Below are 18,082 nucleotides of genomic sequence, written 5' to 3' on the forward strand. Positions count from 1 at the left end.
CCGTCGGTTGACGGTGGCGCCGATTAGCCTGGCCGGATGCCGGAGCTGACCGAGGACGTGACCTTCCGCAACGAGGACTGGTACGGCGAGGAGTTTGTCGACAGGCACTTCGTGGGTTGCGAGTTCTTCGACGTGGACCTGACGGAGGCGGTGAGCCGGGGCGCGGTCTTCACCGGCTGCACGTTCGGCAACGTGCTGTTCAACGCCTCCCGGCACGTCGACTCCGCCTTCACCCGTTGCGTCTTCCGGCGGTGCAACTTCTTCGAGGCCGAGTTCGCCGGCTGCAAGCTGATCGGCAGCACCTTCGTCGAGTGCGACCTGCGTCCGATGGCGGTGGACGGCGGTGACTGGTCCTTCGTCGCGTTGCCCGGTGCCGACCTGCGGGGCGTCCGGTTGACCGGGGTGCGGATGCGCGAGGCGGATTTGACCAGGGCCAATCTCACCGGTGCCACCGTCACCGGCGTCGATCTGTCCGGCGCGCAACTGCACAACGTCCGGCTCGGCGGCGCCGACCTGCGCGGCAGCGATCTCACCGCGCTCGACCCGACGGTCGTCGAGCGGGACGGCGCCATCGTCGATGCCGAGCAGGCCATCGTCATCGCGCAGGTGCTCGGCTTCCGGATCGGCTGACGCGAGAGGCGCGGGCGGTCCAGCCGGTACGCCGTTCGAGCGGGCCCGGTCGTCCGGGGGCGTGCGGTCGCGGGCTGGACACGTCCGGCGCTCCGGATCTAGCGTGTCGTCCACACCGGTGCAAACGTGAAACGACCCACAGTGGACGGCGCGGCTCGCGACGGTCGATGGCAGCCGGGACGGTGGAGGTGGAGGGGTCGGTGGCGGACGACGACCACACGAGGACGCAGACCCGCACCGGGCTGCGCCGGGTCATCCGTGCCCGGCAGCGGCGGCGTTGGGCGGTGGAGGGGGTCGCCGTCCTCGTCTGCCTGGTGCTGTTGGTCTCGTACCTTGCCAGCCGGTCCGCCCCGGAGCCCGCCGACGACCAGGCGGGCCGCGCGGGAGAGGTGCCGGCCGGCGCCGCCCGTTCCGCCGCTCACCCGGCCACCGACGGGCGCACCGGCGAAGCGGGGCCGGCGATGCCGGGCCTGCGTCCGCGTCAGCGCCCACCCTCACCGGACCCGACACCCCCCACCAGCGCGCCCGCCGTACCGCCCGCGCCGCCCCCGTCATCCGGATCCCCGGTGCTGTCGGTGACCCAGGGGGAGATGCCCGCCGAGGTCGACCTCACCGCCGTGGGCACCCGGGACTGGATGCACTGGGGGTCGCGCGGGGGCAACTCGACGGTCCGCAAGCGCTCCGGCTCCGGGGAGATCACCGATGCGGGCGGCGCGGGCACCCGGGTCGGCTGGGACGGCAACCAGGAGTACGTCCGCTGGTCCGACGGCGCGTCGCAGCGGTCGGCGAACGGCAGTTCCAACGGCGTCTACACCTGCGGTGCCGGCAACGGGTTCACCCTCGCCGTCGCCGGCAGCGGTGAGCCGCGCACGGTCCAGGTCTACGGCGGCACCTGGATGGCTCGGGGCCGGCTGGAGGCACGCCTGTCCACGGGTGGGCCCGCCCGCACCGCTGTGCTGGAGGATCCGTACACCAGTCGGAGCGCCCAGTTCACCGTCCGGTTCGCCGCGCCGAAGAACGCCCGACTGCTGCTGACCTGGACCGTCGAGAAGGTCTTCACCCCGCACTGCGGCAACGTCGGTCTCCAGGCCGTCGCGGTGCGCTGACCGGTCGATCGCGCGGCGGGACAGTTTGTCCGTCGCGCAGGGTCGAGGAGGTCGTAACTTTCTGCTGTCCCCATCCGACCATCCAGTGTGGAGGCAGCGGAGATGAGCAGCAGCACCGCCCACCGCGTCCGTCGCGCCGCTACGTCCGGTGCCGATGAAGCGTCCGGGGAGGGGCTCCGCGACATTCCCCTGCCGCCGTACGTGACGGGCGAGGACACCCAGTTCGCGGTGCGGGCGGTGGTGGTGCACGCCCCCCAGCGGTGGTCCGGGGGAGTGGTCTGCCGCAACGATGCCAGCCCGCACCCGTGCCGCCTGCACCGCTGGGGCACCCAGGTGCTCACCCTCCGAGGGCTGCGGGCTGCCGACATCGACGCGCTGATCGAACGCGGCGACCCGACGGCGGTGGTCCCCCCACCGGACCGTCCGGCCTGAGCGCGCGTCCGGCCGGGAGGCGCGGGTACGCCTCCCGGCCGCCGCTCAGCAGGTGATCGGCTTGACCCAGGAGCACTCGACGCCCTCCGGGGTCCGGGGCGTCTCCGGCACCGCCGGCGGTGCCATCCGTGCCGTGGTGGGCGTCCCGTCCTCGCGGTATCCCGCCAACGCCACGGCGATCTGGTCCTCCAGCGGCTTGACCGACGCCGTGAGGTAGTTGTTCAGCAGGATGGAGAACGCCAGTAGCCGGCCGTCGGCGCTGGTGACGTAGCCGGAGAGCCCGGAGACACCGGTCAGACTGCCGGTCTTAGCGTGCACGTTGCCCGCTGCCGGAGTGCCGGCCATCCGGCTGCGCAGGGTGCCGCCGACGAACCGTTCGGGTTGCCCCGCGATCGGCAGTGCCGAATACCAGGTGGGAAACCACGGTTCGGCGCGGACGGCGCTCAGCAGGTCGACGAACTCCCCAGCGGGGACCAGATTGCGTCGGGACAGCCCGGATCCGTCGCGCTGGCGCAGCTTCCCGGTGTCCATTCCGGTGTCGGCCACGTACTCGCTGATCGCTGTGACTCCGGCCGCCCAGGTGCCCGATCCGGAGAGCACCCGGCCGATCTCCTTGGTCAACACCTCGGCGTGGCCGTTGTTGGAGAGCTTGAGGAACGGCGTCATCAGCTCACCCAGGCTCATCGACTCGTGCTGCGCCACCGGGTCGGCCGTCTCCGGGGTGGGCTGGCCGAGCACGGTCCGGCCGAGCACCCGGACGCCGTGCTGGTTGAGCGCCGACCGGAACACGTCGGCCGCGTAGCCGGCGGGCTCCTCGACTGTCACCCAGTCGCTGGCGGGCGCGTCCCCGACGGCGATCTGGCCGGTCACCACTACGGTGTTGCTGCCGTGTTCGCGCTCGATCGAGATCGAGGTCTCGCCGTCGGCGACAGTGCGCGCGCGGTTGTCGACGCGCACGTACGTGGTGGGCGGGGTGGTGCTGATCACCGGTGCGGCGCCGGCCCGGTCCGCCGGGGCGGCGTGCACGATCACGGTGCCCGCGTCGTAGTCGGTGTCCGGCGCGACGGTCAGCGCGGAAACCTGCGCGGCGTAGTAGTAGGGCTCGTCGTCCCAGGTCCAGTCGGGGCCGAGTCGGGTGTGGTCGTAGCGGGTGTCGTCGGCGACCAGGCTGCCGGTGACCACGCGTACGCCGTCGGCGGCGACCTGCGCGGCGAGCGCGTCGTAGTCCGTGGCGAGCATCGTCGGATCGCCTCCGCCGCGAAGGTAGAGGTTGCCGGAGAGCAGGCCCGCGCGGCGCTTGCCGGTGGTGCGTACGTCGGTGGTGAAGCGGTGCCCCGGGCCGAGCAACTCAAGGGCCGCCGTCGAGGTCAGCAGCTTGGTGTTCGAGGCCGGGATCAGCCGGCGGTCACCGTTGCGGTCGTAGAGCGTCTGGCCGGTGCTGGTGTCGACCACGACCACCGACGTCTGCGCGCCGGCAAGCCGGGCGTCGGCGAGGATCGTGTCGATTGTGGCGTTCAGTCGGGTCGTCGCCGGGGTGGGCGACTCGGCCGTGGCGCCGGGTGCTCCGGCGAGGGCCGCGGTCGCGACCAGCGCGAGCAGCGCGAGGGCCCGGGAAAAGTGACGGCGATGCATGCGCTGATGCTGTCACGAAGGTATTCGCCGGAAAAGAGCCTCGGGTGCAGGTCCTTGCCAACCGGACTACGACGGCTGGCCGACCGACTTTTCGTGACCACCCCAGTAGTGCCGCTGCGCACCCATCACCAACGGCGCGACAAGCGCGGCGAGCGCCCCGCCGAGCAGTGGGAAGACGATGAACACCCAGAGCTGCCGCAGGGCCACACCACCCTCGAAGACAGCCGGGCCGAACGCGCGGGCCGGGTTGACCGCGGCTCCGGTCAGCGTCACGCCCACCAGTTGCGTCACGGCGAGGGCCAACCCGATGGCCAGGCCGGCGGTGCCCGGATTCTCGCTACGACTGGTCACCACCAGGACGACAAGCACGAAGAGAAACGTCAGCACGACCTCCAGCACGGCCGCCCCGCCCCGGTTGATGTGCGCGCCGTAACCGTTGGTGCCCAGCGCCCCGGTCTGGTCCGCGACGTCGCCCCAGCGGGTCAGCGCCCAGAGCACGAAGGCCGCCACTGTCGCGCCGACGAACTGCGCGATCCAGTACGCCACCGCACCGATCACCGAGATCTTTCCGGAGAGCAGCACACCGAGCGTCACCGCCGGATTGACGTGGCTCCCGGACAGTGGACCGATCGTGTAGACGAGGGCGACCATCACGAAGCCGAAGGCCAGAGCGACCACCACCACGCCGCCCTGGACCCGCGCGGCGACGGCGCTGCCGACCCCGAAGAAGACAAGCAGCAGGGTGCCGAGAAACTCGGCCGCGTACCGACGATAGTCGCTCATGTCCTCAGCGTAAGTGCAGGCCAGGTGGCTGTTGTCGGAATGGCCGGCTGTGATCGACACGACGGCCGGTGCGGGCACAGCGGTGCTCACCGGGGCGTTGTACCCGGGGTGGACACCCACTCCGCGGACGTCGTGGTGATCGGCGCCGGTCAGGCTGGCCTGAGCGCCGGCTACCACCTGCGTCGTACCGGCTTCGCCCCGGGCAGCGGCTTCGTCATCCTCGACGGCGACAACGGGCCCGGCGGTGCCTGGCAGCACCGCTGGCCGACGCTGGTCTTCGACCGGGTGCACGGCTTCCACGACCTGCCCGGGCTGCCGCTGCCGCCCGCCGAACCGCAGCGTCCGGCCGCCGAGCAGGTGAGCGCCTACTTCGCCGCGTACGAGAGGGCATTCGACCTACCGGTACGGCGGCCGGTGCGGGTCCGTGCGGTGCGCTCCCGCCCGGACGGGCGGCTGGACGTGCACACCGATGCGGACCGGTGGACCGCGCGGGCGCTGATCAACGCGACAGGCACCTGGACCCGGCCGTTCTGGCCGCACTACCCGGGCCGGTCGTCGTTCCGGGGGCGGCAGTTGCACACCGCCGACTACCGCGGCCCGGCCGAGTTCGCCGGCCTGCGGGTGGTGGTCGTCGGTGGTGGCACCTCCGCCGTGCAACTGCTCGGCGAGGTCTCCACCGTCGCGGCGGCCACCACCTGGGTGACCCGCCGGCCACCGGAGTTCAGGGACGAGAAGTTCGGCATGGAGTTGGGCCGTGCGGCGGTGGCCCGGGTGGACGAGGCGGTCCGGGCGGGCCGCCCACCGGGCAGCGTGGTCGGAGTGACCGGACTGCCGGTCACCCCGGAGGTACGTCGGCTGCGCGAGCGCGGCGTCCTGGACCGGCTACCCGTGTTCGACCGGATCACACCGGACGGGGTGGCCTGGGCGGACGGGCGGTTCGTACCGGCGGACGTGATCCTGTGGTGCACCGGCTTCCGAGCGGCCATCGACCACCTCGCCCCGTTGGGCCTGCGCGCGCCGGGCGGCGGTATCACGATGGACGGCACCCGGGTGGTCGCCGACGACCGGATTCACCTGGTCGGGTACGGCCCCTCGGCCAGCACGATCGGCGCCAACCGGGCCGGCCGCGCCGCCGTCAACGAGATTCGCGCCTGGCTGGCCCCGGCCCCCGCTCTCGACTGACCTGGCTCTATTTGACGGATGGCCCGCCAGCGGGCACGGTGGGGTTGACGGGGCCGTAGCTGCCCCGATTCCGCGCGACGGCGACGACCGTTCGCCCTCCTGTCGCCTCCCACGTGCGCTCGTACGCGAGCCGACCGTCCGGTCTGCGCACCATTGCGACCGCGAGCCGAGAATCCACGAGGAGTTCCGCAAATGCTCACCATGACCGACAACGCCGTGCTCGTCATCCGTGACCTCGCCAACCAGCAGGACGTCGCCCAGGACGGCGGCGTACGCATCGCCGCCGACACCGAGGCCGGCTCGCTGACTGTGGAGTTGGTGCCCGAGCCGGTGCAGGGCGATCGTGTGGTCGACAACCAGGGTGCCCGGATATTCCTGGACGAGGATGCTGCCGAGCTGCTCGGTGACGCCTCGGTGGACGCCACCGTCGACGACGAGGGCGTCATCCAGTTCGGCTTCACCGAGCGGCAGTAGACGCGGCCCGGCGGGTCGGAATTCGGCTGGTCGGGCGTCGGCTCGGCGTCTACGCTGCTCCGATGCCCCCGCCAGCTCACCGTTATCGGTCCAACGACGAGGACAGCGCCCGCTGGATCGGATTCCCGTTCCGCGACGGCGACATCGTGATCAGCACCCGGTCCAAGAGCGGCACCACCTGGATGCAGATGATCTGCGCCCTCCTGGTGCTTGGCACTTCGGAGCTGCCGGCGCCGCTGACCGTGCTGTCGCCGTGGCTGGACTGGTTGGTCGAACCACGCGACGAGGTGTTCGACCGGCTGGCCGCGCAACCGCACCGGCGGTTCATCAAGACGCACACCCCGCTGGACGGCGTGCCGCTCGATCCTCGGGTGCACTACGTGGTGGTGGCCCGGCACCCGCTGGACCTGGCGGTGTCCCTCTATCACCAGGCCAGCAACCTGGACCGGGCGCGCCTCGCCGAGTTGACCGGCGCGCCCGCCCCGACCGGCCCGCCCCGGCCACGCCAACCGTTGGAGCAGTGGTTGCCGAGCTGGGTGGACCGGGAGGTGGATCCGCGTGCCGAGCTGGATTCGCTGCCCGGGGTGATGATGCACCTGAGCGACGCGTGGGCCCGCCGGCACGAGCCGAACATCGAGCTGGTGCACTACGACGACCTGCTGGCCGACCTGGGCGGTGAGATGCGCCGGCTCGCCGAACGGTGGGGCATCCCGGTCCCGCCCGAACGCTGGCCCGAGCTGGTCGAGGCGGCCACCTTCGGGCAGATGCGGGCGCGCGCGGACCGGCTCGCCCCGGACCGGCTCGGCGTGCTGCGTGATCGGCGGGCGTTCTTCCGCCAGGGTGGCTCGGGGCAGGGCCGCGACCTGCTGGACCCGTCCGCGCAGGCCCGCTACCGGGAGCGTGCCGAGGCGCTGGCCCCGGCCGACCTGCTCAACTGGCTGCACCGCTAGACGAGCGCGCGGCGCCGCTTCGACAGTGGTCGGAACGTCGCCGCGCTCTGGCCGTCTCCCACCACCGCAGCCGTTCGGCGGTACGACAGCGGGGACCTGGCTCGACCGGCCGTTCGTGCCGGTCCGCGTAGTCGATCCCCGGTCCGCCCGGATCCAAACCTGCCACGCGGGGGGAGTTCCACCATCTGTGATTCCCGGCGTGGCGCGCCGACGAACGGGGTATGAGCGTGGTCATGGAACATTTCACGATCGCGACCGTCGCCGAACAGAGTCCGGATTTCCGACGGGTGCTGTGGACCGGTGAGCACAGCCAGTTGGTCATCATGACCATCCCCGAGGGTGGGGAGATCGGCGAAGAGGTGCACGAGGACGTCGACCAGATCCTGACCTTCGTCAGTGGCGTCGGCGAGGCCCGGGTTGCCGGCTCGAAGCGGAAGGTCGTCTCCGGCGACCTGGTGGTCGTGCCGGCCGGAACCAAGCACAACTTCGTCAACACCGGCCCCAACCCGCTGGTGCTGTACACGGTCTACGGCCCGGCGGAGCACGCCGACAAGGCCGTCCACCGGACCAAGGAGGAGGCCGACGCGGCCGAGGCGGCGGGCAAGGACGAGCCGCCGACCGAGTGAGCAGTTGGGCAGCGGTCTGATCCGGGCCGATGCGGGTACCCGCGGCGGGTGGAGCAGCAGCCGGCGATCTCCGACTACGGATTCCTCTCGGACTCCCGTTCGGGTGCCCTGGTCGGCAAGGACGGCTCGATCGACTGGTGGTGCCCGCACCGGTTCGACGGGGCCGCCGTGTTCGGGCGGCTGCTCGACCCGACCGCCGGGCACTTCCGGCTCGCTCCGGTTGGCACCGGCGGCCCGGGACACCGGGTGGAGCGCGCGTACCGGCCGGGCACGTTGGTGCTGCGCACTGTGCACCACACACCGCACGGCAGCGTGGCGGTCACTGACGCGCTCGCCGCCGAGGTCGGTGCCCGCGCCCACGAGCTGGGGATGAACTCGCCAGCCGTGCTGATCCGGGTGGTCGAGGGGCTGTCCGGGCGAGTCCGGATGGGGTTGGATTTCGTGCCCCGACCGGAGTACGGCCTGCTCACGCCGTACCTGCACGAGCAGCCGGACGGCGGGGTGCTGGCCGGCGCCGGCCCGGTGGTGCTGGTGCTGCGCGCGCCGGGCATCCGCCTGCGGGCGGGCCGCGACCGGGTGACGCAGGAGTTCGAGATTTCCGCCGGTCAGGTGGTCGGGGTGGACGTGGCGTTCGGTGCCGCCTACGGCGACCCACCGGCCCGGCTGGACCCGGTGGTCGCGCTCGCCGAGACGACGCAGGCCTGGGACGCGTACCGGGACGTGCACGGGTACTCCGGCCGGTACCCCGATCTTGTCCGGCACAGCGCGACGGTCCTGACCGGCCTCACCTACGCCCGCAGCGGCGCGGTGGCCGCGGCGCTGACCACGTCGCTGCCGGAGCGGATCGGCGGTGACCGTAACTACGACTACCGCTACTCCTGGCTGCGGGACTTCTCGTTGACCATGCGCGCGCTCTGGGTGGCCGCCTGCCCCGACGAGGCGGCCCGGCTGTTCGCCTGGGCGTCCCGCTCGATCGGCCGGATCGGCGGCCAGCCGGTGCCGGTGCTCTTCGGGTTGGAGGGCGAGCGTGACCTCTCCGAGCACCACTGCCAGCACCTGCGCGGCTACCGCGACAGCTGGCCGGTCCGGATCGGCAACGACGCCTGGCGGCAGCGGCAGCTCGACGTGCCGGGTGAGGTGATGTCGGCGGTGTGGCGGCTGCGCGACTATCTCGGCACGCCGTTCGAGGGCGAGTTACGGGAGATGGTGCTCGGGTTGACCGAGCAGGTGGCGGCGACCTGGCATCTGCCGGACCGGGGCATGTGGGAGACCCGGGACGAGGAGCGCCACTACCTGTCGTCCAAGGTGATCTGCTGGCTGACGCTGGACCGGGCGGTGGGCCTCGCCGACCGGCTCGGGGAGCGGGCCGACCCGCAGCGCTGGGCCCGGGTGCGCGACGAGATCCGCGAGACCGTGCTGCGCGAGGGGTGGAACGACCGGATCGGGGCGTTCACCGGTGCCTTTGGCTCGGCGGAGCTGGACGCCTCGGCCCTGACCCTGCCCGTGGCGCACTTCCTGCCGGCGACCGATCCGCGGATGCGGTCGACCATAGCGATGGTGGAGCGGGAGCTGGGCACGGACGGCGGGCTGGTCCGACGGTGGTCCACCGACGCGGGCGGATTTCTGCTGTGCTCGTTCTGGCTGGTGGAGTGCCTGGTCATGGCGGGTGAGCCGGAGCGGGCCGAGGCGCTGTTCGAGCAGGTGGTGGGGTACGCCAACGACGTGGGATTGTTCAGCGAGCAGATCGACCTGAACAGTGGGGAGCAGATCGGCAACACCCCGCAGGCGCTCTCCCACGTCGGGCTGATCAACGCGGCCTGGCGGTTGACCGAGCCGGACAGCTACTGAGCGGCTCGCCGGCTCACCCCAGCACTGGTACGCCGGACACGTCGACAGTGTCCGGATACTTCAGGCCGGCGCCGGTGTTGAGCACCACCACCCGCTCCCCGGCCCGGATCCACCCGCCGGCGCGCAGTTGCCGCGCCGCGGTCAGGCAGGCCGCCCCCTCCGGGCAGAGGAGCAACCCCTCCCGGCCGGCGAAGTCCCGAAGGTCGGCCAGGATGTCCGCGTCGTCGACGGCGACAGCGGTGCCGGAGGACTCCCGCAGCGCCGCCAGGATCAGCTCGTCGCCCAGCGGCGCCGGCACGGTGATCCCGAACGCCACAGTGTGCGCGTCCGCCCAGGGCCGCGCCCGGTCCTCGCCGGCGGCGAACGCCCGCACGATCGGTGCGCAGCCGGTCGACTGCACCGCCACCAGCCGGGGCAGCTTGTCGCCGACCCAGCCCAGCTCGCGCAGCTCGTGCAGTGCCTTGTGGATGCCGATCAGCCCGACACCGCCGCCGGTCGGGTAGATGATCACGTCGGGCGCCTGCCAACCGAGCTGCTCGACGATCTCGTACCCCATCGTCTTCTTGCCCTCCAGCCGGTAGGGCTCGCGCAGTGTGCCGGCGTCGAAGATCGCCCCGTTCGACTCCGCGATCAGCTCGGCGACCCGTCGGCCGGCATCGCTGATCAGCCCGTCGATCAGGCGCAGGTCGGCCCCCGCGGCGACGCACTCGCGCCGGCAGATGCTCGGGGCCTCCAGCGGCATGACGATTGTCGCACCCATCCCGGCCCGCGCGGCGTACGTCGCCCAGGCCGACCCGGCGTTGCCGTTTGTGGGCATCGCGATCCGCCGCACGCCCAGCTCACGGGCGCGGCTCACCCCGACCGCCGCGCCGCGCGCCTTGAACGAGCCGGTCGGGATCAACCCCTCGTCCTTGACCATCAGGTCCGTGATGCCGATCTCGGCGCCGTACGCCGGGGCGCGCAGCAGCGGCGTCCAGCCCTCGCCGAGCGTCGTGACGTGGCGTGGGTCGCCGACCGGCAGCAGCTCCCGGTAGCGCCACAGGTCGGCCGGGCGCAGCGGAAAGCGTTCCGGGGTGACCGCCTTCGCCACCGCCGGCAGGTCGTAACGGGCCAGCAGCGGGGAGCCGCAGGCACAGAGGTTGCGCAGCTCGTCGGCGGAGTGCTCCCTGCCGCAGCGCGGGCAGTCCAGGTGGGTCAGGTACACAACGCTCCTCGCCGTTCAGACCGCGTCGATGCTCAACCAGCGCCGGCTGCGCCGCCCCGGCTCGTGGACCGAGTCGAGGGTACCGGGCGCCGGCTGGCATTCGAGCGTCGCTGGCCGGGCGCCGGACCGGTGCGTTCGATGTCGGAGTGTCCGGTTCGCTCGGCGGCGGAGGGCTCGGCGGGGTAGAACGGACCTCATGGACCTCACCGACCAGCCCACCGCCCTGCTCCCGGGGGATGTCCGGATGCCCCTGCTCGGCTTCGGCACCTGGCAGGCCACCGGCCAGGCCGGTTACGACGCGGTGCTGGCCGCGCTCGACACCGGCTACCGGCATGTCGACACCGCCACGGTGTACGGCAATGAGCGCGAGGTCGGCCGGGCGGTGCAGGAGAGCGGGCTGCGCCGGGAGGACGTCTTCATCACCACCAAGCTCCCGCCGAACCGGGTGGGCCAGGAGCGCGCGACGTTGGAGGCCAGCCTGGCGGCGCTCGGCGTCGACCAGGTGGACCTGTGGTTGATCCACTGGCCGCCGTCGTCGCCGTCGGACAGCATCCCGCTCTGGCGTGAGCTGCTGGCGGCCCGGGACGAGAACCTGGTGCGGGCGGTGGGCGTCAGCAACTACAGCACCGGGCAGATCGACGAGCTGATCCAGTCGACCGAGGAGAACCCGGCGGTCAACCAGATCGAGTGGAGTCCGGCGCTGTACGACCGGCAGCGGCACGCCGAGCACCGGGACCGGGGTGTGGTGCTGGAGGGTTACAGCCCGTTCAAGACCAGCGACCTCAGCGATCCGGTGTTGACCAGGATCGCTGCCGCACACGGCGTTTCCCCGGCCCAGGTGGTGCTGCGGTGGCACATCGACCACGAGATCGTGGCGATTCCGAAGTCGGTGACCCCGGAGCGGATCACCGCCAACTTCGACGTCTTCCACTTCGCGCTGACAGCGGAGGAGATGCGCGACATCGACGCGCTCGGCGAGGTCTGATCCGGTGGTTTCCTTCAGGCTTTGACTCGGCGATGAAGGCTATCGACATCGACGCTCATGACGGTATAGCGTGCCCGTCATCACGATCGTCGATCCGTTCGTGCCCGCCCGTCGCTGGAGGATCGCCATGACCCGATCACCATCCATCCGTCTACGCCGCCGCGGAGTGCTCGGCATTCCCGCCCTGGTGGTCGCCGCGCTGACCGTCGTCGTCAGGCCCGCCCCGGCGAGCGCCGCGCCGAAGGCCGAGTGCCTCGCCGACCTGCTCCACGACGCCTGATGGCCACCGTTGGATGGCTGGTGGACGTGCTGCGCGCCGCCGGGGTCCAGGTCGTCGTCGAGGGTGACTGGCTCAACCGGATGCGGCCCGGGTCGTTCGACCCGATCGGGGTGCTGTGGCACCACACCGCCTCGACCTCCAGCGCCAGCAACCCACACCCGGCGCTCGGCATCTGCATCAACGGCCGGTCCGACCTGCCCGGGCCGCTGTGCCAGGCGCTCGTCGACTACCACGGTGTCTTCCACGTCATCTCCGCCGGCCGCTGCAACCACGCCGGGGTCAGCGGTGGCAGCGGCCCGATCCCCGCCGGGGACGGCAACACCCTCATGATCGGGTGGGAGATCGACTACAACGGCGTCAACCAGGAGATGACCGCCGCGCAGTACGACGCGTCGCTCGCCGCCACCGCCGCCGTGCTCACCCGCCTCGGCCGGGACAGCAGCTACGCCCGCGGGCACCGGGAGACCAGCACCACCGGCAAGATCGACCCGTCCTTCATCGACCTGAACGTCATGCGCGCCGACGTCGCGGCGCGGATGGCCGGCGGCACCGCCTGGTCCTCCACGGTGGACAACACCACCGCCGGCCGCTTCTCCGCCAGCGCCAACTGGGGTGTCTCGACGTTCTCCAGCCAGCGCTACGGCGCCGACTACCGGTACGCCGACCCGGTCGCGGCCAGCGATCCCGCCTGGTACCGGTTCAACGTGCCGGCGGCCGGCGCCTACCGGGTCGAGGCCTGGTGGCCGACGAACAGCGGCTACAACAGCGCCACCCCGTACATCGTCGCCACCAGCACCGGCAACCGGACCGTCTACGTCGACCAGCGGGTGACCGGTGGGCAGTGGCGGGTCCTCGGCACGTTCACGCTGCCGGCCGGGGACGCCAACCGGGTGGCCGTGAGCCGGTGGAGCAACGCCACCGGCCTGGTCATCGCCGACGCCGTCCGCCTCACCCGGGTCTGACCGACAGTCGATCTCAGCACGGTGGGGGCGGGACCAGACGGTCCCGCCCCCACCGTCACTGGCGGTGTCCGCTCAGGAGCGCGAGCAGGTGGCGCCGTTGAGCGAGAAGTTGGTCGGCGACGAGTACGAGCCGCTCAGCGTGCCCTGATACCCGAAGCTGGCCGTGCCGCCGGGCGAGATGGACCCGTTGTGGCCCGCGTTCCGGGCGGTCACCGAGGACCCGCTCTGGCTCACCGTGGCGTTCCAGGCGTTGGTGACGGTCTGCCCGCTGGGCAGGGTGTAGTTCAACGTCCACCCGTTGATCGCGCTGGACCCGGTGTTGGTGATCTGCACGTCGGCGGTGAAGCCGTTGTTCCACGAGTTCGCCGTGTACTTCACCGCGCAGGCCGCACCACCGCTCGGCGGCGGCGTGGTCGGCGGCCGGGTGGTGGGCGGCGTGCTGGTCGGCGGGGTGCCGCCGCCGTTGACGTTGGCCGAGAACGACGTCACCGCGAGGCCGACGCCACCCTGCCACGGCTCGAAGCCGGCCTGGATGCTTGTCAGGTACCAGGAGTTGTTGATCGCGCCCCGGTTGCGGACGTCGTTTATGAAGTCCAGCACGCTGAAGTTCAGGCTGGAGATCGCCGACGGCGCGACGTACGAGATGACGTTGTTGGAGCCGTTGCTGCCCCGCCAGACCTCCCAGGTCCGGCCGGCCAGGTTGGTCGTGCCCACCACCGAGCCGATGGGCTGGATCTGACCCTGCCGGTTGAGCCAGATCATGATCTCCATCTGGTTCACCCCGTCCCGCTTGGGCGACGGGTCCAGCCAGATGTCGTACGACGCGTTGTAGGTGCCGTTGACGTACCGGTAGGAGATGCTGCTGGTGGCGCTGCTGATCTGGCTCACCTGGATCGGCAGGTTCGTGCCGGGGGAGCAGTTGGTGTAGTGGCAACCGAAGAACACCGAGGGGTACGCCGTCGGCGCGCCGTTGGTGGGGCTGCTGCCGTTGAGGGTGGTGATCTCGAAGCCGCTGCTGGTGACGTTGATGCACTGCTGGGCGGTGGTCCCCCAGCGGTTGTTCTGCACCACGTACCGGCCCTGGATCACGGCCGAGCCGTACTGTTCGCAGATCAGGGTGTCGGCGGAGGCGTTGCCGCCGAAGGCCACCGCTACCAGCGAGCCGGCGAGCAGCACGCTGGCGGCGGCCAGGGCCCGAAGTTGACGTTTCATGACGCTCCTTGACTCGGCGCATGCCGGGCGCCGCAGGTGGTGGGGTGGTACGGGAGCGCTCCCACGCTCAACGACACATTTACATGTCTGAAACTGCCGCGCAACCGTACGTGCCAAAGTGATGAATCGTGCGGATTAGCGCCCACCCACCGGACGGCTGTCGGCGGGCGACCAGCCAAGCGCCACGGGCACGCCGACGAGTGGCTCCGGGCGGCCGATCGGGCCTGGCGTGCACCGATCGCTCCGAGTAGCGTGTTGCCTCCAACGCGTTCCGCTCCCCCTCCGGAGGCGTACACCACAATGGGTGGCTCCCCCCTGCGCATCCTCGTCGTCGGCGCGGGCATCGCCGGCCTGGCCGTGGCCCGAGCGCTGCGCCTGGCGGGCTTCCGGCCGGACGTCACCGACAAGCTGCCACCGGGGGAATGCACCGAGACCGGTCTCTATCTGCCCGGCAACGCCGCCCGCGCGCTGCACCGGCTCGATCTGCACCACCCGGTCCGCCCGCTCGGGCAGGTCATCCACCGGCAGCGGTTCTTCGACGCCACCGGCGCGCGACTCTGCGAGGTCGACCTCGACACCCTCTGGGCCGGCGTCGGCGAATGCCGGGCGCTGCTCCGGTCCGACCTGCACCGGGTGCTGCTCAGCGGTGCCGGCGGCGCCGTCCGGCACGGCGCCGAGGTCCGCACCCTGGAGCTGCTGCCGGGTGCCGTCGGAGTCACCTTCACCGACGGCACCACCACCGAGTACGACCTGGTCATCGGCGCCGACGGGCCACGCTCCTCGGTCCGCGCGCTGGCCGCGCTCGGTGGGCCGCCCCGCCCGGTCGGTCAGGTGGTCTACCGGGCCGTGCTGCGCGACGGCCCACCCGTCACCGAGTGGACCGCCCTGCTCGGCCAGCGCTCCGGGTTCCTGATGGTGCCGATGGGCGCGGGGCGGCTGCACCTCTACGCCGACGAGGCCGGCACGGAGGCGCCCGCCGACCCACTGGGCCGGCTCCGTGAACTCTTCGCCGACTACCGCGGCCCGGTGCCGGAGGTGCTGGCGGCGCTCGACGGGGTGCACGTCGGGATCACCGACGAGGTGGAGTTGGGCCGCTGGTACCGGGGACGGGTGCTCCTGGTCGGGGACGCCGCGCACGCCACCGCCCCCACGCTGTCCCAGGGCGCGGCGATGGCACTGGAAGACGCGGTGGTGCTTGCGGAATCGTTGCGCGCCGCCGGCAGCGTGGAAGCGGCAGTGGTGGCGTACGAGAGTCGTCGCCGTCCGCGTACCCGATGGGTGCGGGACCGGACCCGGGACCGCAACCGGACCAGGGACGTGCCGCCGGCGCTGCGCGACCCGCTGTTGCGCGGGCGCGGCGGCCGGATCTTCGGGGAGCACTACCGGCTACTGCTCGGCCCGCTGTAGGCCCGTTGTAGATCGTGTCACGCCACCCCACGCGGTGCTGCGACCTGCCGGGGACTATCCTCCTTGCGGATGACGGCCCGCCGATAAACAGCGTGTGCCGAGCGGGACAACCGAGAACCGGAGGCCACTCGTGACCACCGTCGCACCCAAGCCGGTCGTGACCCGGCCCTGGCCGGTCCGGGAGCCGGTCAAGGGGTCGGCCATCGCGCGGCTGCTGCGAACCACGGACGCGAAGCAAATCGGGATCATGTACATGATCACCGCGTTCGCGTTCTTCATGATCGGCGGCGTCATGGCCCTGATCATGCGTGCTGAGCTGGCCCGACCCGGGCTGCAGTTCCTGTCGCCCGAGCAGTACAACCAGCTCTTCACGATGCACGGCACGATCATGTTGCTGTTCTTCGCGACGCCGATCGTGTTCGCCTTCGCGAACTACATCGTGCCGATCCAGATCGGCGCGCCAGACGTCTCCTTCCCCCGCCTGAACAGCTTCGCCTACTGGCTGTACCTGTTCGGCGGCACGATCGCGACCGCCGGTTTCCTCACCCCGGGTGGTGCCGCTGACTTCGGCTGGTTCGCGTACGCGCCGCTGAGCAGCGTCGAGCACTCGCCCGGCGTCGGCGCCAACATGTGGATCATGGGTCTGGCCATCTCCGGTCTGGGCACCATCCTCGGCGCGGTGAACATGATCACCACCGTGCTCACCCTGCGTGCGCCCGGCATGACCATGTTCCGGATGCCGATCTTCACGTGGAACATCCTGGTCACCAGCCTCCTGGTGATCCTGGTCTTCCCGCTGCTGGCCGCCGCGCTCTTCGCGCTCGCCGCGGACCGCATCCTCGGCGCCCACGTGTACGACCCCGCGACCGGCGGGCCGATGCTCTGGCAGCACCTGTTCTGGTTCTTCGGGCACCCCGAGGTCTACATCGTCGCGCTGCCGTTCTTCGGCATCATCAGCGAGGTCATCCCGGTCTTCTCCCGCAAGCCGATCTTCGGTTACAAGGGTCTGGTCGCCGCGACCGTCGCGATCGCCGCGCTCTCCATGAGCGTCTGGGCGCACCACATGTTCGCCACCGGCCAGGTGCTGCTGCCGTTCTTCAGCTTCCTTAGCTACCTGATCGCCGTGCCGACCGGTATGAAGTTCTTCAACTGGATCGGCACCATGTGGCGAGGTCAGGTCAGCTTCGAGACGCCCATGCTCTGGGCGATCGGCTTCCTGGTCACGTTCCTCTTCGGTGGACTCACCGGTGTGCTGCTGGCCAGCCCGCCGATCGACTTCCACGTGTCGGACTCGTACTTCGTTGTGGCGCACTTCCACTACGTGCTCTTCGGCACGATCGTGTTCGCGGTCTTCGCCGGCATCTACTTCTGGTTCCCGAAGATGTTCGGCCGGATGCTCGACGAGCGCCTGGGCAAAGTGCACTTCTGGCTCACCATGATCGGTTTCCACACCACGTTCCTGGTGCAGCACTGGCTCGGCAACGAGGGCATGCCCCGCCGCTACGCCGACTATCTGCCCAGCGACGGCTTCACCACGCTGAACACGATCTCCACGATCGGCGCGTTCATCACCGGTATCTCCACGCTGCCGTTCATCTACAACTGCTGGAAGTCGTACAAGACCGGCCCGGTGGTCGAGGTGAACGACCCCTGGGGTCACGGCAACTCGCTGGAGTGGGCGACCAGCAGCCCGCCGCCGCTGCGCAACTTCGACCGGATGCCCCGCATCCGCTCCGAGCGGCCGGCGTTCGACGCGAAGTTCCCGGAACTGGCCGCCGGCCAGAGCGTGGCCGGCCCGCCGGAGGGTGGCTCGAAGCCGCTCACCAGCGAGTCGGACGGCGGCGCCAGCTACCGCGAGGACACCGCAAGCGACATCGACCGGCACTGACGCTCAAGCCCAGCTGTACGACGGGCGCCGCCCCCGGACCACCGGGAGCGGCGCCCGTCGCCATGTCCGGCCTGTCCTTGGTCCGTCTGGCGTGGCCCCGGTCCTCGGCCTGCGCCCGGTCCTCGGCCTGCGCCCGGTCCTCGGCCTGCGCCCGGTCCTCGGCCTGCGCCCGGTCCTCGGCCTGCGCCCGGTCCTCGGCCCCGGCCTGCCTGGCCCGAGCGCCGGGGCTCCGGCCTGCTTCTTCGCCTGTCCCGTCCGCTTGGCCCGCTCGCCTGACTCCGCCTGTTTGGCCCGGCTCGGCCCGACCTTTTGGCCCCGAATCGGCCTGCACGGCGGGATCTCGGGGGAATGGCACTCTGAGGAGCGTTATACCTCTGAGGTATAAATACTTGCGTTTTAACGTTTTTGAGGTTTTTTGATTACTGGGTGTCGTGGTGCGGGGCCTCGTGGTGTGCCTTTGGGGCGGCCGGGGCCTGGGCGG

Annotated in this window: 17 protein-coding genes; 13 read left to right on the forward strand and 4 right to left on the reverse strand. The window is 71.1% G+C overall.

Translation table 11 applies throughout. The annotated features are described in order from the left end of the window. The first annotated feature begins 36 nt into the window (after positions 1–36). From ABZU25_RS31015 to ABZU25_RS31025, 3 genes are all read left to right on the forward strand, one after another. Positions 37–630, forward strand: a complete 594-nt coding sequence (locus tag ABZU25_RS31015; RefSeq protein WP_355032893.1) for a pentapeptide repeat-containing protein — start codon at positions 37–39, stop codon at positions 628–630. 167 nt (positions 631–797) lie between these two features. Beyond that, on the forward strand, positions 798–1,736 hold the full coding sequence (locus tag ABZU25_RS31020; RefSeq protein WP_355032894.1) for a hypothetical protein: 939 nt from the start codon (positions 798–800) through the stop codon (positions 1,734–1,736). A 102-nt stretch (positions 1,737–1,838) separates the two neighbouring features. Then, the gene (locus ABZU25_RS31025) at positions 1,839–2,168 is read left to right on the forward strand and encodes a hypothetical protein (protein WP_355032895.1); all 330 of its coding nucleotides are present in this window, start codon (positions 1,839–1,841) and stop codon (positions 2,166–2,168) included. Between the two features lie 45 nt (positions 2,169–2,213). On the opposite strand, the gene dacB is transcribed toward ABZU25_RS31025, so the two are convergent. Further along, complete coding sequence (gene dacB, locus ABZU25_RS31030; RefSeq protein ID WP_355032896.1) at positions 2,214–3,800, reverse strand: D-alanyl-D-alanine carboxypeptidase/D-alanyl-D-alanine-endopeptidase; 1,587 nt, start codon at positions 3,798–3,800, stop codon at positions 2,214–2,216. Positions 3,801–3,866: 66 nt separating this feature from the next. Beyond that, positions 3,867–4,583 (reverse strand): aquaporin, encoded by a 717-nt coding sequence (locus ABZU25_RS31035; protein ID WP_355032897.1) that lies wholly within the window; start codon positions 4,581–4,583, stop codon positions 3,867–3,869. A 108-nt stretch (positions 4,584–4,691) separates the two neighbouring features. On the opposite strand from ABZU25_RS31035, the gene ABZU25_RS31040 reads away from it, so the two are divergent. The 5 genes from ABZU25_RS31040 (at position 4,692) to ABZU25_RS31060 (ending at position 9,663) form a co-directional block, all read left to right on the forward strand. Beyond that, positions 4,692–5,765, forward strand: a complete 1,074-nt coding sequence (locus tag ABZU25_RS31040) for an NAD(P)-binding domain-containing protein (RefSeq protein ID WP_355032898.1) — start codon at positions 4,692–4,694, stop codon at positions 5,763–5,765. Between the two features lie 192 nt (positions 5,766–5,957). After that, positions 5,958–6,239 (forward strand): adhesin, encoded by a 282-nt coding sequence (locus ABZU25_RS31045; RefSeq protein WP_355032899.1) that lies wholly within the window; start codon positions 5,958–5,960, stop codon positions 6,237–6,239. Between the two features lie 62 nt (positions 6,240–6,301). Next, positions 6,302–7,189, forward strand: coding sequence for a sulfotransferase domain-containing protein (locus ABZU25_RS31050; protein WP_355032900.1), 888 nt, complete (start codon positions 6,302–6,304; stop codon positions 7,187–7,189). A gap of 233 nt (positions 7,190–7,422) precedes the next feature. Next, the gene (locus ABZU25_RS31055) at positions 7,423–7,815 is read left to right on the forward strand and encodes a cupin domain-containing protein (protein ID WP_355032901.1); all 393 of its coding nucleotides are present in this window, start codon (positions 7,423–7,425) and stop codon (positions 7,813–7,815) included. Between the two features lie 48 nt (positions 7,816–7,863). Continuing rightward, positions 7,864–9,663: a glycoside hydrolase family 15 protein gene (locus ABZU25_RS31060; RefSeq protein WP_355032902.1), complete on the forward strand. Its 1,800-nt coding sequence runs from the start codon at positions 7,864–7,866 to the stop codon at positions 9,661–9,663. 13 nt (positions 9,664–9,676) lie between these two features. On the opposite strand, the gene ABZU25_RS31065 is transcribed toward ABZU25_RS31060, so the two are convergent. After that, entirely contained in the window at positions 9,677–10,867 is a 1,191-nt protein-coding gene (locus ABZU25_RS31065; RefSeq protein ID WP_355032903.1) for a threonine synthase, read from the reverse strand. A gap of 196 nt (positions 10,868–11,063) precedes the next feature. Between ABZU25_RS31065 and ABZU25_RS31070 the strand changes: the two genes are divergently transcribed. From ABZU25_RS31070 to ABZU25_RS31080, 3 genes are all read left to right on the forward strand, one after another. After that, positions 11,064–11,852: an aldo/keto reductase gene (locus ABZU25_RS31070; RefSeq protein WP_355032904.1), complete on the forward strand. Its 789-nt coding sequence runs from the start codon at positions 11,064–11,066 to the stop codon at positions 11,850–11,852. Positions 11,853–11,979: 127 nt separating this feature from the next. Beyond that, positions 11,980–12,132, forward strand: a complete 153-nt coding sequence (locus ABZU25_RS31075; protein WP_355032905.1) for a hypothetical protein — start codon at positions 11,980–11,982, stop codon at positions 12,130–12,132. After that, positions 12,132–13,094, forward strand: a complete 963-nt coding sequence (locus ABZU25_RS31080) for an N-acetylmuramoyl-L-alanine amidase (RefSeq protein WP_355032906.1) — start codon at positions 12,132–12,134, stop codon at positions 13,092–13,094. The genes ABZU25_RS31075 and ABZU25_RS31080 overlap by 1 nt, the downstream gene beginning before the upstream one ends. 72 nt (positions 13,095–13,166) lie before the next feature. Here ABZU25_RS31080 and ABZU25_RS31085 read toward each other — a convergent pair whose 3' ends face one another. Next, the gene (locus tag ABZU25_RS31085) at positions 13,167–14,306 is read right to left on the reverse strand and encodes a cellulose binding domain-containing protein (protein WP_355032907.1); all 1,140 of its coding nucleotides are present in this window, start codon (positions 14,304–14,306) and stop codon (positions 13,167–13,169) included. 300 nt (positions 14,307–14,606) lie between these two features. Between ABZU25_RS31085 and ABZU25_RS31090 the strand changes: the two genes are divergently transcribed. Together ABZU25_RS31090 and ctaD are read left to right on the forward strand one after the other, a co-directional pair. Beyond that, complete coding sequence (locus ABZU25_RS31090; RefSeq protein WP_355032908.1) at positions 14,607–15,713, forward strand: FAD-dependent monooxygenase; 1,107 nt, start codon at positions 14,607–14,609, stop codon at positions 15,711–15,713. Between the two features lie 130 nt (positions 15,714–15,843). Then, positions 15,844–17,601 carry a cytochrome c oxidase subunit I gene (ctaD, locus tag ABZU25_RS31095; protein ID WP_355032909.1) on the forward strand — a complete coding sequence of 586 codons (1,758 nt, stop codon included), beginning with the start codon at positions 15,844–15,846 and terminating at the stop codon, positions 17,599–17,601. Positions 17,602–18,082 lie beyond the last annotated feature (481 nt).

The sequence above is a fragment of the Micromonospora sp. NPDC005215 genome (assembly GCF_040607915.1).
Classification (GTDB): domain Bacteria; phylum Actinomycetota; class Actinomycetes; order Mycobacteriales; family Micromonosporaceae; genus Micromonospora.

What these genes read in the sequence shown, in the direction of transcription:
- ABZU25_RS31090 (WP_355032908.1), top strand. Translation starts at nt 14,607, where the DNA reads ATGGGTGGCTCCCCCCTGCGCATCCTCGTCGTCGGCGCGGGCATCGCC.
- ABZU25_RS31025 (WP_355032895.1), top strand. Translation starts at nt 1,839, where the DNA reads ATGAGCAGCAGCACCGCCCACCGCGTCCGTCGCGCCGCTACGTCCGGT.
- ABZU25_RS31075 (WP_355032905.1), top strand. Translation starts at nt 11,980, where the DNA reads ATGACCCGATCACCATCCATCCGTCTACGCCGCCGCGGAGTGCTCGGC.
- ABZU25_RS31070 (WP_355032904.1), top strand. Translation starts at nt 11,064, where the DNA reads ATGGACCTCACCGACCAGCCCACCGCCCTGCTCCCGGGGGATGTCCGG.
- ABZU25_RS31045 (WP_355032899.1), top strand. Translation starts at nt 5,958, where the DNA reads ATGCTCACCATGACCGACAACGCCGTGCTCGTCATCCGTGACCTCGCC.
- ABZU25_RS31055 (WP_355032901.1), top strand. Translation starts at nt 7,423, where the DNA reads ATGGAACATTTCACGATCGCGACCGTCGCCGAACAGAGTCCGGATTTC.
- dacB (WP_355032896.1), bottom strand. Translation starts at nt 3,800, where the DNA reads ATGCATCGCCGTCACTTTTCCCGGGCCCTCGCGCTGCTCGCGCTGGTC.
- ABZU25_RS31015 (WP_355032893.1), top strand. Translation starts at nt 37, where the DNA reads ATGCCGGAGCTGACCGAGGACGTGACCTTCCGCAACGAGGACTGGTAC.
- ABZU25_RS31020 (WP_355032894.1), top strand. Translation starts at nt 798, where the DNA reads ATGGCAGCCGGGACGGTGGAGGTGGAGGGGTCGGTGGCGGACGACGAC.
- ABZU25_RS31035 (WP_355032897.1), bottom strand. Translation starts at nt 4,583, where the DNA reads ATGAGCGACTATCGTCGGTACGCGGCCGAGTTTCTCGGCACCCTGCTG.
- ABZU25_RS31080 (WP_355032906.1), top strand. Translation starts at nt 12,132, where the DNA reads ATGGCCACCGTTGGATGGCTGGTGGACGTGCTGCGCGCCGCCGGGGTC.
- ABZU25_RS31085 (WP_355032907.1), bottom strand. Translation starts at nt 14,306, where the DNA reads ATGAAACGTCAACTTCGGGCCCTGGCCGCCGCCAGCGTGCTGCTCGCC.
- ABZU25_RS31050 (WP_355032900.1), top strand. Translation starts at nt 6,302, where the DNA reads ATGCCCCCGCCAGCTCACCGTTATCGGTCCAACGACGAGGACAGCGCC.